Consider the following 12,689-nt stretch of genomic DNA (forward strand, 5'->3'; position numbering starts at 1 on the left):
ATGCGTAACCGGCAGGCCGAGGCGATCCCTGGCCTGCCAGAACGAATTCGTTCCAGCTGCACCAATGGCGGTGCACTGACGGGTTCATTTCCGTACGTGGTTATCCTCCATCAATAGACGGGACATTAACTATGAATTTGCACGAATATCAGGGCAAGCAGCTGTTCGCTGAGTACGGCCTGCCCGTATCCAAAGGCATTGCCTGCGATACTCCCAAGGAAGCCGTAGCAGCGGCAGACGAAATCGGCGGTGACGGCTGGGTAGTAAAAGCCCAGGTTCATGCCGGTGGTCGCGGCAAGGCCGGCGGTGTAAAGCTGGTCAAGAGCAAAGAAGAGATCCGTGAATTCGCCGAAAAGTGGCTGGGTAAGAACCTGGTTACCTACCAGACCGACGAAAACGGCCAGCCAGTCAGCAAGATTCTGGTTGAATCCCTCACCGACATCGATCAGGAACTTTACCTGGGCGCTGTGGTAGACCGTGGTTCCCGTCGTATCGTTTTCATGGCCTCCACTGAAGGTGGCGTGGAAATCGAGAAGGTTGCCGAAGAAACTCCGGAAAAGATCCTGAAAGCCGAAATTGATCCGCTGGTCGGCGCGCAGCCGTACCAGGGTCGTGAACTGGCATTCAAGCTGGGCCTGGAAGGCAAGCAGATCGGTCAGTTCACCAAGATTTTCCTGGGCCTGGCCAAACTGTTTGAAGAGTGCGACCTGGCTCTGGTTGAGATCAACCCGCTGGTGATCACCCCGGCTTGTGACCTGCACTGCCTCGACGCCAAAGTAGGTGTAGACGGCAACGCATTGTACCGTCAGAAGAAAATCCACGAGATGCACGATCCCTCCCAGGAAGACTCCCGGGAAGCGGAAGCGGCCAAGTGGGAGCTCAACTATGTTGCGCTGGAAGGCAACATCGGCTGCATGGTTAACGGTGCTGGCCTGGCCATGGGCACCATGGACATCATCAAGCTGTCCGGCGGCCAGCCTGCCAACTTCCTGGACGTAGGCGGCGGCGCAACCAAAGAGCGCGTATCCGAAGCGTTCAAGATCATCCTGTCTGACGACGCGGTACAGGCCGTTCTGGTTAACATCTTCGGTGGTATTGTTCGCTGCGACATGATCGCTGAGGGCATCATCGGTGCGGTTAAAGAAGTCGGCGTTAAAGTGCCTGTTGTGGTTCGTCTGGAAGGCAACAACGCGGAGCTGGGTACCAAGGTACTCGCCGAAAGTGGCCTGAACATCATCGCCGCCACCAGCCTGGCGGACGCCGCAGAGCAAGTCGTTAAAGCCGCAGGGGGTAAATAATGAGCATCCTGATCAACAAAGACACCAAGGTTATCTGCCAGGGCTTTACCGGCGCACAGGGTACCTTCCACTCTGAGCAGGCCATCGCTTATGGCACCAAGATGGTAGGTGGTGTCAGCCCCGGTAAGGGCGGCACTGAGCATCTGGGTCTGCCGGTGTTCAACACCGTACGTGAAGCGGTAGAAAAGACCGGCGCTGAAGCGACCGTCATTTACGTTCCGGCTCCGTTCTGTAAAGACGCCATCATCGAAGCGGCCGATGCCGGTATTCAGCTGATCGTTTGTATCACTGAAGGTATCCCCACTATCGATATGCTGTACGCCAAAGAATACGTTGATCGTAAAGGCGTGCGCATGATCGGTCCGAACTGCCCGGGTGTGATCACTCCGGACGAGTGCAAGATCGGCATCATGCCTGGCCATATCCACAAGAAGGGTAAGGTTGGTATCGTATCCCGTTCCGGCACCCTGACTTACGAAGCCGTCAAGCAGACTACTGACTATGGCTTCGGTCAGTCCACCTGTATCGGTATCGGTGGCGACCCGATTCCGGGTTCCAACTTCATCGACATTCTGAAGCTGCTGCAGGAAGATCCGGAAACTGAAGCCATCGTCATGATTGGTGAGATCGGTGGTACCGCTGAGGAAGAAGCGGCTGCGTTCATCAAAGAGAACGTCACCAAGCCTGTGGTTTCCTACATTGCCGGTGTTACTGCACCTCCGGGCAAGCGTATGGGCCATGCTGGCGCCATCATCTCTGGTGGTAAGGGTACGGCGGACGAGAAGTTTGCTGCCCTGGAAGACGCCGGTGTTAAAACCGTGCGCAGCCTGGCCGAAATCGGCAAGGCCCTGAAGGAAGTGACTGGCTGGTAAAGCAGCCCTGAGCTTCACCAAAACCCCCGGATTCGCGAGAATTCCGGGGGTTTTGCGTTATAGAGCCTCGGTTTTGTGCCGCATTGCTTAACGCCGGCGAGTGTAAAGACTATAATGCCCGGTCAGCCTGATTTCAGCGGCCGGTTTAGGCGCTGATCTCCGGCGCTCTATAAACAGAAAGAAGGAGTTCGTGCTTTGAGTTCTGTCGATTCCCAGCAAAGAGTGTTGTCCGGCATGCGTCCGACCGGCAAGCTGCACCTCGGCCACTACCATGGTGTGCTGAAAAACTGGGTCAAGCTCCAGCACGAGTATGAGTGCTTCTTCTTTGTGGCGGACTGGCACGCCCTGACCACGCAATACGATGATCCCTCAGGCATTGAGCAAAGCGTATGGGATATGGTCATCGACTGGCTGGCGGCCGGAGTTAATCCGGGCTCGTCCACCATGTTTATCCAGTCCCAGGTACCGGAACACGCCGAGCTGCACCTGTTGTTGTCTATGATCACGCCCCTGGGCTGGCTGGAACGCATTCCTACCTACAAGGATCAGCAGGAAAAGCTGCGGGAAAAGGATCTGGCCACCTACGGCTTCCTCGGTTACCCGCTGCTCCAGACTGCGGATATCCTGATGTATCGTGCCGGCAAGGTGCCGGTTGGTGCTGATCAGGTATCCCACGTTGAGATTACCCGTGAAATCGCCCGTCGGTTTAACCACATCTATGGTCGCGAGCCCGGTTTCGAAGAGCAGGCCGAGGCCGCTATCGTCAAGATGGGCAAAAAGAACGCGAAACTCTATCGCAACCTGAAAAAACGGTATCAGGAAGAAGGCGATTTTGAGGCGCTTGAGACCGCACGGGCCCTACTGAAAGAACAGCAGAACATTTCGCTGGGTGACCGCGAGCGGCTATACGGTTTCATTGAAGGCGGCGGCAAGGTGATACTGCCGGAGCCGCAGCCGTTGCTGACGCCGGAATCCAAGATGCCGGGGCTGGACGGACAGAAGATGTCCAAGTCCTACAACAATTACATTGGCTTGCGTGAAGATCCGGACAGTGTTGCGCAAAAGATCCGGACCATGCAAACCGACCCGCAGCGGGTGCGACGGACAGACCCGGGCGAGCCGGAGAAGTGCCCGGTCTGGGGTATGCACAAAGTCTACTCGGACGAGCAGACCTGCCAGTGGGTACAGGAAGGCTGCCGCAGCGCCGGTATTGGCTGCCTGGACTGCAAAAAGCCGCTGATCGATGCCATCATCGAGGAACAGAAGCCGTTGCATGAGCGTGCCCGGGAATACGAGAGCAATCCGGATCTGGTGCATTCCATTCTGCAGGAAGGGCGAGAGCATGCGCGCGATGCCGCCCGTGATACCCTGGAAGAAGTCCGTGCAGCGATGGGGCTCAGCTACCGCTGATTCCTGACCGCCAATAACGTCAAAGGCTGGCAAAGGCATGACCGAAGACACCAGGGAGCCGGAAGAAGCGCAGGCAACGACACCGGAACAGGTGCCGCTGGCGCTCGTATCCGGCAAACCCCTGGTGGATATCCCCAAGGATCTTTATATCCCGCCGGATGCCCTCGCGGTTTTTCTGGAGGCCTTTGAGGGGCCGCTGGATTTGCTGCTCTACCTCATTCGCCGCCAGAACATGAATATCCTCGATATTGATGTCAGTGAAATCACACGCCAGTACATGGATTACATTGGTGCGGTGGAAGCGATGCGGTTCGAGCTGGCAGCCGAGTACCTGGTGATGGCTGCGACCCTGGCGGAGATTAAATCCCGTATGTTGCTACCCCGCCAGGAGAGTGACGATGAAGACGATATTGATCCTCGGGCAGAGCTGATTCGCCGGCTGCAGCAGTACGAACGCTTCAAGAAGGCTGCGGAGGATATCGATGAAATCCCGCGCATGGAACGGGATACCTATCCGGCTTCCGCTGCTTTACCCAAGCTTCCGTCATCGCAACCCCATCCGGACGTTGATATGAAGGAGCTGTTACTGGCGTTGCAGGGTGTTTTGCAGAGGGCGGATCTGTTTACCAGCCACCATGTCGAGAAAGAGCGGTTATCGACAAGGGAGCGGATGTCCCACATTCTCTCTGTGCTGCAGGGCGACCGGTTCGTAACATTCGAGAGCCTGTTTACCCTTGAAGAGGGCCGGCTTGGCGTGGTGGTGACCTTTCTTGCCACACTGGAACTGGTGAAAGAACAGCTGATTGAAATCGTTCAGGCGGAAGTGCTCGGCCCCATCCATGTCAGGGCGCGGGCGGCAAGCTGAAGGATCGAGTGACACTATGAACGAAGAACATCTGGCCCGTATTCAGGCTATTGCTGAGGCGGCACTGTTGGCGGCCGGCAAGCCGTTGTCTATGGAGCAGCTGCGCGAGCTGTTTGGCGAAGATGAGCGCCCGGCCAGGCAGGTGATGGAGCATGCGCTGATGATGCTGGAGCAATCCTGCGAAGGCCGCGGCTTTGAGCTTCGCAAGGTTGCCAGCGGGTACCGATTGCAGGTCAGGGAAGAGTTTGCGCCATGGGTTGGTCGACTGTATGAGGAAAAGCCCCAGCGTTATTCCCGGGCGCTTCTGGAAACTCTGGCCCTGATTGCCTATCGTCAACCCATCACCCGTGGCGAGATCGAGGATATTCGTGGGGTTACGGTAAGCAGCAATATCATTCGAACACTGCTTGAGCGAGAGTGGGTGCGCGTGGTCGGTCATCGGGATGTCCCTGGGCGGCCTGCCATGTATGCCACCACACGCCAGTTCCTCGATTATTTCAACCTGACCGGGCTGGATGAACTGCCTCCGCTTTCTGAGGTACGTGACCTTGAGGAGATCGGTCGGGAAATAGAGCAGAACATGCAGGGAGAGATCAAATTCGACTCTCCTGATGGTTCCGGTGCCAGTCCGGACTCCGACGCGGAGTCCCAGGCGCCTGAACCGGATCAGACACTTCACTGAAACCCAGGTTTCAGCCCCGTATATCAAGGATATTTACCCTTATGGCGGCAAAAGGCCCCGAAAACAAAACAGCCCGTAGCGATCAGTCTCTAAGTGCAGGTCCGGAGCGGGTGCAGAAGCTGCTTGCTCGCGCCGGCGTTGGCTCCCGGCGGGAAGTGGAAGGCTGGATAGAGGCCGGTCGACTGCTGGTCAATGGTGTTCCGGTTCAGCCTGGCCAGAAGGCTTCCACTTCTGATCGTTTTGAGCTTGATGGCAAGCTGCTGGACGTGAGTTCAGCTGCCGAAGTTGTGCGTCGGGTGCTGATTTACAACAAGCCAGAGGGCGAAGTAACCAGCCGGAAAGACCCGGAAGGGCGGCCCACGGTGTTTGACCGCCTGCCGCGGCTCAAGGACCAGCGCTGGATCTCCATTGGGCGTCTGGATATCAACACTACCGGTCTGGTGTTGTTTACCACCGACGGTGAGTTGGCGAATCGCTTGATGCATCCCTCCAGTCAGATTGACCGGGAATACGCGGTTCGGGTATTCGGTGAAGTGGATGACGCCATGATTGAGCGCCTGAAGGAAGGTGTGCTGCTTGAAGACGGCATGGCCAAGTTTACCGATATCAGCCCGGCGGGTGGCAAAGGTATGAACCAGTGGTTCCACGTAACCTTGCTGGAAGGTCGCAACCGGGAGGTGCGTCGCCTTTGGGAATCTCAGGGCGTTCGGGTGAGCCGTCTCAAGCGGGTACGGTATGGACCGATCTTCCTGCCCAGCCGGTTGACCATGGGCCGTTGGGAAGAGCTGGATCAGAAGGGTGTTGATGCGCTGAGCCGTGCCGTGGGGCTCGGCAGCGTTGCTGTACCCCAGAAAACTCCGGGAGAGCAGGCTGCCCATGATCGCAAGCGCCGCAAGAGTCCTGGTAAATCACTGCAACGGACGCGTAAAGGTGGAAGCTGGCAAGTCGCCGATGGTGCGCCGCCAAAAAAACGGTCTGATTCCCGCGGGAAGCCGTCTGCAGGCAAGGGCAGAAAGCCCGCTCGCTGAGGCTTCTCTTCAGGAAATACTTGCGAATACACGTGTGCAGTTTCTGCCGGCCGCCTTGGCCCGGTAGAGTGCTTCGTCGGCCCGGGCAAGCCATTGCTCGGGCTGTTCATCCGTCAGGTGCATCGCCACACCGCAACTGGCGGTAACCGTCAGAGGTGTTTCACCGCCGTCCACTCGAATGCTTTCAATGGCAGCCCGAATTCGATCTGCTACGTCACGGGCTTCCTGCTCGTTGGTATGAGGCAGGAGAATGGCAAACTCCTCGCCACCAAAGCGATAGACCGTGTCGGAATTACGCAGGGCCTGCTCAAGCTTTTCTGCGGTGCGAGCGAGAATGTGGTCGCCAACCACGTGGCCGTGGTTGTCGTTAATCAGTTTGAAGTGATCCAGATCGCACAGGATCAGGCTCCAGGGGGCGCCGTGTCTGTCCGCCATGGCGCTGGCGCGCTGGAGCGCCTCATCCAGTGCCCGTTTGTTGCCAATGCCTGTCAGGGAATCCGTCAGTGCGGTCTGTTCGATGGCAATGAACTGGCAGGCATTGCGAATATGGCAGATCGCACCGGAGAGCATCATCTCGATACCCGTCAGTTCCTCTTCGCTGAATCGCTGGCGACGGTGTAACGTCAGAGTGCCATACTGGTGACCTTCCAGAGAGAGACGGTACTCGCAGCGATGGGGGCCACCCATGCCAGTGGAAAAAACGAAGTCCTGACGGGCGATGCGGTGCCTGTAATTGAGTGAGTCGAAAGGCACCATGTCTGTCATCTCCTCCGCCAGAATCGACAATTGCGCCTCGAGGGAGAGAGTGGTGCTCAGGCGTCTGGCCAGCCGGGCCATGACATCGGAGGTGTTGTTCCAGTCCTGGAACGACTGCTTCAAAGCGGCAAGCCGCGCGGGGCGGGAAGTGTTTGGCCGGATCGATGTCAGGTTTTTCACAGTAGGACGCTCTGCTGGTGACAAAGTGATTTGCTGTACCAACAAGCAGAAAAAATGCCATAAGATAAAAACCCAATAAAAACAATAGAAAAGTGCCTCCTGTTAAAGTCGATTCCATAAACTGGCAGATAATATTTGCCTGGTTGTCAAAATTCCGGCAGCGGGTTGCCGGTTCTGAAGACGTGCAATCGAAATGTCGGACAAAGGGGTGGGGCTGCCAAAAGCCTGTGATAAACTCCTGCGCTTGAATGTACCAAGCGAGCTGTCGATTTATGAGATTTCAGGCACCGGAAAGCCTATCCGAACAGATTGCCCAACATCTGGGGCAGCGCATTGTTGTTCGCGATCTCAAGCCGGGAGAGCGAATTCAGGAGCTCAAGGTCGCCGGCGATCTGAATGTCAGCCGCGGCTCCGTGCGTGAGGCTCTGCTGATTCTGGAGCGGCGTCATCTGGTTGAGATCTATCCCCGGCGCGGGGCGGTGGTGTCGGAGCTGACGATAGACTCGGTGAATGCCCTTTACGATATTTACATCGATCTGCTGTGCATGTTGGCTCGCAAGGTGCTGGAGCGTTGGCCAGGTGAACAGCTCGGCGGCGTGATGGGGCAGGTTAATGAAATGCAGGCGGTTATTGATGCCCTGAACTCGAATGCGCCCGATGCCGCAGAGCGGGTCATTGAAGCGGGGTTCGGGGTCATGCAGTATGCCTACCGTCTGGTTGACAATCCCTTTCTTGAGGAAACCCTCGAAAACTTCCGTCCCGCCATCAGCCGGACCTATTACGTGGCGCTGGATCATTTCCGGAGTGAGATCGCAGAAACCGGTACCTTCTTCCGTCGTCTGGCCGATGCTGCCGTTGAGGGCGATTCCGAGCGTCTGCAACGGGTTATTCAGGACTTTGGCGAGCATCAGCGCCACCAGGTTCTGAGTATTCTCACGGAGGAGACCGCCTGATATGCGGCTGAAGTCCATCAAGCTCGCGGGATTCAAATCCTTCGTTGATCCCACTACGGTGCCTTTCCCCTCCAACATGACCGCGGTGGTGGGCCCTAACGGCTGTGGCAAGTCCAATATTATCGATGCCGTTCGCTGGGTAATGGGTGAAAGTTCCGCGAAGTACCTGCGTGGCGAATCGATGACCGACGTTATCTTCAACGGTTCCAGTGCCCGCAAGCCGGTGGGACAGGCGTCGATTGAACTTGTTTTTGACAACAGTGACGGATCGGCGCCCGGCGAGTTTGTGAAGTTCAACGAGATTTCGGTAAAACGCCGGGTATCCCGGGAAGGGCAATCCGAGTATTTCCTGAATGGCTCCAAATGCCGTCGTCGTGACATTACCGATCTGTTCCTTGGAACCGGTCTCGGGCCGCGCAGTTACGCCATTATCGAGCAGGGCATGATTTCCCGGCTGATTGAGGCGAAGCCCGAAGAATTGCGGGTATACATCGAGGAAGCTGCGGGCATTTCCAAGTACAAGGAACGGAGGCGGGAAACGGAGAACCGTATTCGCCGTACTCAGGAGAACCTGGAGCGGCTGACAGACCTTCGCGAAGAGCTTGGACGTCAACTGCAGCACCTGGAACGTCAGGCGGCCGCCGCGGAAAAATACAAAGCCTACAAACAGGAAGAGCGCGAAAAGAAAGCCGAGCTAACGGTGTTGCGCTGGAAAGCCCTTGATGACGATCTTCAGACCTGGCGCGGAAAAATCCGCGATACCGAGCTGGAACTTGAGAAGTTCCTGACCGAAAGGGTGAACCTCGAAACTTCGCTGGAATCGCTCCGGGAAGACCACCACGAACGGACCGAGCACTTTAACCGGGCTCAGGCCCGGTACTATGAGGCCGGGGCCGACATTGCCCGTATTGAGCAAAGTCTGGAGCACCAGCGCGAGCGCAGCCGACAGACTGCCGCAGAGCTGGATCAGGCCCTGGCCAACGAGCGCGAATTAGGCCGCGAACTGGAACAGGATGAAGAAAAGCTGGCCACGCTCCGGGAAGAGCTCGACATGATCGAGCCTGAGCAGGAGGCATTGGCGATACGTTCAGAGGAATCGGCCGAGAAGCTCCAGCAGGCAGAAGAGGCCATGAGTGACTGGCAGCATCGCTGGGATGAGTTCAGTACCCGTTCATCGGATGCCCGCCGGCAGGCCGAACTGGCGCAATCCCGAATTCGCTCTCTTGAAGACGCCATCGAACAGCTGAAAACCCGACAACAGAAATTGCGGGATGAGCAGGCGCTGCTCGACGGACAATTGGATCGCTCGGAGCTCGAGCAGCTTCTGGAAGAACAGGAAACCCTGGAACTGAAAAGGGAAGAAACCGCGGAGCGTATTCAGCAACTGCAGGATCAGGTGTATTCGAGCCGACAGGCTTTGCGCGAAGCCGAACAGAGTTCATCTGAATATCGCCAGACGGTACAGAGCCTCAAAGCCACGATGGAGTCCCAGCAGGCACTTCTGGACGAACAAATGGGTGCCGGCGACAATGCCCTGCAATCGTGGCTGGCCGATCAGGGGCTGACCGACGCGCCGCGACTTGCTGCGAAATTGTCGATTGAGGACGGCTGGGAGTTTGCCGTCGAGCAGGTCATTGGCCGCTTCACTCAGGGCCTGACGTTGCCGGAATTCGATCAACTGGCTACAGCGCTGGAATCGGCCCCCAAAGGTTTTGCGGTGGTCAGTGACCGTGCCGTTGCCTCCGAAACCCGTGGCCTGGCGGCCAAGGTGAGTGGTGTTGGGGCGATCAGCCAGCTGCTTTCTTTGGTTCAGGCTGCCGATACCCTTTCTGAAGCCATGGCCAACCGATCTGGTCTGGCGCCTGGCGAGAGCATCATTACCCGGGACGGTGTCTGGCTTTCTCGTGACTGGTTGCTGATGCCTGACTCCGATGCCGCTCAGGTTGGTGTGATTGAGCGTCAGAAAAAGGTAACGGAATTGCAGGCAAAGCTGGCGGAAGCACAAGCCAGGCTGGAGCAGGCAACCGAGCAGCTTGAGCATCTCCAGGAGAAGGCGGAGCGTGCCGAAACCGAACGGGACGAGGCTCAAGCCCGCCACAGCGACGTTGAGCGGGAGCTTGGGGCTCTGGCCTCACGTGCCAGTGGTCTGAAAGCCAGGGCAGAGCAGATTGAAGCCCGGCTGTCCCGGATCAGGGAAGACATTGCGGATGTGGGTCTGGCGTTGGAAGAGCAGCAGGCCAACCTCCAGGAAGCCCGTGAAGAGTGGGATATTGCACTCGCATCCAGCGAGGATAGTGAGGAAGAGAAAGAGCAGTTGCTGGAGCAACGGGATTCTCTGAGGGAAACGCTGGACCGCCTGCGCCAGGAAGCCCGGCATGACCGTGATCACGCTCATCAACTGCAACTACAGTTGCAGACACTCCAGAGCCAGCGCGACGGACTGCAGCAAACCATCGACCGGATGCAGATGCAGAAAGAGCGCCTGCAAGAGCGGCTGGATGTACTCAGGGAATCCCGCGAAAGTGCCGAGGAGCCTATTGAGGATCTCCAGTTGCAACTTGAAGGGTTGCTGGAACGACGACTGGCCGAAGAAGAAAAGCTTAGTGCCGCCCGGGATGCCCTGGAAGAGATTGATCGACAGGTTCGTGATCGCGAACAGGGGCGGAGCCGAACCGAGCATCAGGTTCAGGAAATCCGGGCTCGGCTGGAAAAACTGAAGATGGAATCCCAGGCCCTGGAAATTCGCTCCGGCAACCATATTGAGCAGCTCAAAGAGCTGAACGTAAAACTTCAGGAAGTGCTCGAACAGCTGCCAGAGGATGCTGAAGAAAAGGTCTGGGCCGAAGAGCTGGAGAAAATCGGTAACCGCATCCAGCGCCTGGGAGCAATTAATCTCGCGGCCATTGAAGAGTATCAGGTACAAAGCGAGCGAAAGACCTACCTGGACGAGCAGCACAACGACCTGATGGAAGCGCTGGAAACCCTGGACAATGCTATCCGGAAGATTGACCGGGAAACCCGGCAGCGCTTCAAAGAGACGTTTGATCAGGTGAATGGCGGCCTGCAGGCCCTTTTCCCGAAAGTATTCGGTGGTGGCAATGCCTATCTCGAGTTGACCGGGGAAGACTTGCTGGAGACTGGCGTGGCCATCATGGCGAGGCCGCCGGGCAAGAAGAACAGCACCATCCACCTGTTGTCGGGGGGTGAGAAGGCGCTGACAGCCATCGCGCTTGTGTTCTCGATTTTCCAGCTCAATCCCGCTCCGTTCTGTATGCTGGACGAAGTGGACGCGCCGCTGGACGACGCCAACGTGGGTCGCTACGCGAATATGGTTAAGGAGATGTCGAAACAGGTTCAGTTCATCTACATTACCCATAACAAGATCGCCATGGAGATGGCGGATCAGTTAATGGGGGTCACCATGCACGAACCCGGCTGCTCGCGCCTGGTATCTGTTGATGTGGATGAGGCCGCCGCGCTGGCTGAGGGCTGATAGGCGCAGTGGTTGGTGAAATGCTCGCCAACCATGACAATAACGCCATCTGGGCCCGGTGTGCGTTGTATTCATTACGGGCTTTTCTTAGAGTAGCAACGTTCCAAACTGCAAACAGGACAGCAGCATTATGTCACTTAGGGAATGGTTAATTGCCATAGGTACCCTGGTTATTATTGGAATTGTGATTGACGGTGTGCGCCGTATGCGGCGTGCCCGGAAGGAATCCATGGCCATTTCGTCCGGTATGGGGGCCGACGAACTCAAGGATTCCCCGCTGGATGATGACTTCAACCCGGAATTGCCAAACGGTGGTGCTCGCACGGTTTCCCGCTCGACACTGGAAGACCGGGGCTATCTGAAACGCGATATGTCCGCGCCCGTAAGTGCTGATCAAGAAGACGATGTAACCCCGGAATCCGGCTGGAGCGCCCGGGACGACGATGAGGATGACGGCATCCTGAGCCCTCCCAGGGTCGTGAAACCGGAAACAGAAGAATCCGAGCCCGTTGAGCGCGAGGCGGTCAGCACTCCGGCACCGGCGGTGGATAGATCGAAAACCAGGCCCTCCCGTCCTGAAAAGGCCAAAGCCGAACCCGAACCCAGAGCGGAAGAGCCGCCGGTGGTTACCACCGAAGTTGAGGAAGATACCGCCAGGCGAACGCCCAACAAGCCGCGCAAGAATCAGCCCCTGGCCGGAGCCAATCGCCCCGAGGCCAGGGAAGTGCTGGTGATCAACGTGTTGGCCCGCAGCGGCGAGCAGTTCCAGGGCAGTAAGCTCAAGAGCCTGTTTGAGGCCTGCGGCCTGGAGCATGGCGATATGGACATTTACCACCGCCATGAATCCGAGGACACTACCACGCCTGTGCAATTCAGTGTCGCCAATGCCGTGGAGCCGGGTACCTTCCGCCCGCAGGACATGGCCGGCCTCAGCACCCCTGGTATCAGTTTCTTCATGAGCCTGCCGGGGCCCACCAATGCGTTGCAGGCCTTCGAATTCATGCTTGAAACCGCCCAGTGCGTAGTCCGAAACCTTGGTGGCGAACTGAAAGATGAGCGCCGAAGCGTAATGACGCCGCAAACCATTGAGCACTGTCGCCAGCGCATTCGTGAGTTTGAACGCAAACAACGCTCCCAGCGAGCCTAGCAGCC

Annotated in this window: 10 protein-coding genes; 9 read left to right on the plus strand and 1 reads right to left on the minus strand. The window is 57.3% G+C overall.

Annotated features, from left to right (window positions below; all coding sequences use genetic code 11):
* The first annotated feature begins 131 nt into the window (after positions 1-131).
* The 6 genes from sucC to rluB all read left to right on the plus strand — a co-directional run bounded on the left by sucC (position 132) and on the right by rluB (position 6,155).
* On the plus strand, positions 132-1,298 hold the full coding sequence (gene sucC, locus JIF53_RS15165) for an ADP-forming succinate--CoA ligase subunit beta (protein WP_199453145.1): 1,167 nt from the start codon (positions 132-134) through the stop codon (positions 1,296-1,298).
* Positions 1,298-2,170, plus strand: coding sequence for a succinate--CoA ligase subunit alpha (gene sucD / locus JIF53_RS15170; protein ID WP_199453148.1), 873 nt, complete (start codon positions 1,298-1,300; stop codon positions 2,168-2,170). The genes sucC and sucD overlap by 1 nt, the downstream gene beginning before the upstream one ends.
* A gap of 195 nt (positions 2,171-2,365) precedes the next feature.
* Positions 2,366-3,580, plus strand: a complete 1,215-nt coding sequence (locus JIF53_RS15175; RefSeq protein WP_011784667.1) for a tryptophan--tRNA ligase — start codon at positions 2,366-2,368, stop codon at positions 3,578-3,580.
* 37 nt (positions 3,581-3,617) lie between these two features.
* Entirely contained in the window at positions 3,618-4,445 is an 828-nt protein-coding gene (locus JIF53_RS15180; RefSeq protein ID WP_011784668.1) for a segregation and condensation protein A, read from the plus strand.
* A gap of 16 nt (positions 4,446-4,461) precedes the next feature.
* Positions 4,462-5,127, plus strand: a complete 666-nt coding sequence (gene scpB / locus JIF53_RS15185; protein WP_199453150.1) for an SMC-Scp complex subunit ScpB — start codon at positions 4,462-4,464, stop codon at positions 5,125-5,127.
* A gap of 41 nt (positions 5,128-5,168) precedes the next feature.
* On the plus strand, positions 5,169-6,155 hold the full coding sequence (rluB, locus tag JIF53_RS15190) for a 23S rRNA pseudouridine(2605) synthase RluB (protein WP_022992466.1): 987 nt from the start codon (positions 5,169-5,171) through the stop codon (positions 6,153-6,155).
* Positions 6,156-6,164: 9 nt separating this feature from the next.
* On the opposite strand, the gene JIF53_RS15195 is transcribed toward rluB, so the two are convergent.
* Positions 6,165-7,091, minus strand: coding sequence for a GGDEF domain-containing protein (locus JIF53_RS15195; RefSeq protein ID WP_022992465.1), 927 nt, complete (start codon positions 7,089-7,091; stop codon positions 6,165-6,167).
* 272 nt (positions 7,092-7,363) lie between these two features.
* Between JIF53_RS15195 and JIF53_RS15200 the strand changes: the two genes are divergently transcribed.
* The 3 genes from JIF53_RS15200 (at position 7,364) to zipA (ending at position 12,684) form a co-directional block, all read left to right on the plus strand.
* Entirely contained in the window at positions 7,364-8,044 is a 681-nt protein-coding gene (locus JIF53_RS15200; RefSeq protein ID WP_022992464.1) for a GntR family transcriptional regulator, read from the plus strand.
* A gap of 1 nt (position 8,045) precedes the next feature.
* Complete coding sequence (smc, locus tag JIF53_RS15205; RefSeq protein ID WP_199453152.1) at positions 8,046-11,537, plus strand: chromosome segregation protein SMC; 3,492 nt, start codon at positions 8,046-8,048, stop codon at positions 11,535-11,537.
* Between the two features lie 130 nt (positions 11,538-11,667).
* Positions 11,668-12,684 carry a cell division protein ZipA gene (gene zipA / locus JIF53_RS15210; RefSeq protein ID WP_014421710.1) on the plus strand — a complete coding sequence of 339 codons (1,017 nt, stop codon included), beginning with the start codon at positions 11,668-11,670 and terminating at the stop codon, positions 12,682-12,684.
* Positions 12,685-12,689: the final 5 nt, after the last annotated feature.

This window comes from Marinobacter sp. bablab_jr008 (assembly GCF_016464145.1).
GTDB classification, from domain to species: Bacteria; Pseudomonadota; Gammaproteobacteria; order Pseudomonadales; family Oleiphilaceae; genus Marinobacter; species Marinobacter nauticus.

Coding starts and splice junctions, on each gene's coding strand:
- sucC (WP_199453145.1), top strand. CDS start 132: ATGAATTTGCACGAATATCAGGGCAAGCAGCTGTTCGCTGAGTACGGC.
- sucD (WP_199453148.1), top strand. CDS start 1,298: ATGAGCATCCTGATCAACAAAGACACCAAGGTTATCTGCCAGGGCTTT.
- JIF53_RS15180 (WP_011784668.1), top strand. CDS start 3,618: ATGACCGAAGACACCAGGGAGCCGGAAGAAGCGCAGGCAACGACACCG.
- scpB (WP_199453150.1), top strand. CDS start 4,462: ATGAACGAAGAACATCTGGCCCGTATTCAGGCTATTGCTGAGGCGGCA.
- rluB (WP_022992466.1), top strand. CDS start 5,169: ATGGCGGCAAAAGGCCCCGAAAACAAAACAGCCCGTAGCGATCAGTCT.
- JIF53_RS15200 (WP_022992464.1), top strand. CDS start 7,364: ATGAGATTTCAGGCACCGGAAAGCCTATCCGAACAGATTGCCCAACAT.
- smc (WP_199453152.1), top strand. CDS start 8,046: ATGCGGCTGAAGTCCATCAAGCTCGCGGGATTCAAATCCTTCGTTGAT.
- zipA (WP_014421710.1), top strand. CDS start 11,668: ATGTCACTTAGGGAATGGTTAATTGCCATAGGTACCCTGGTTATTATT.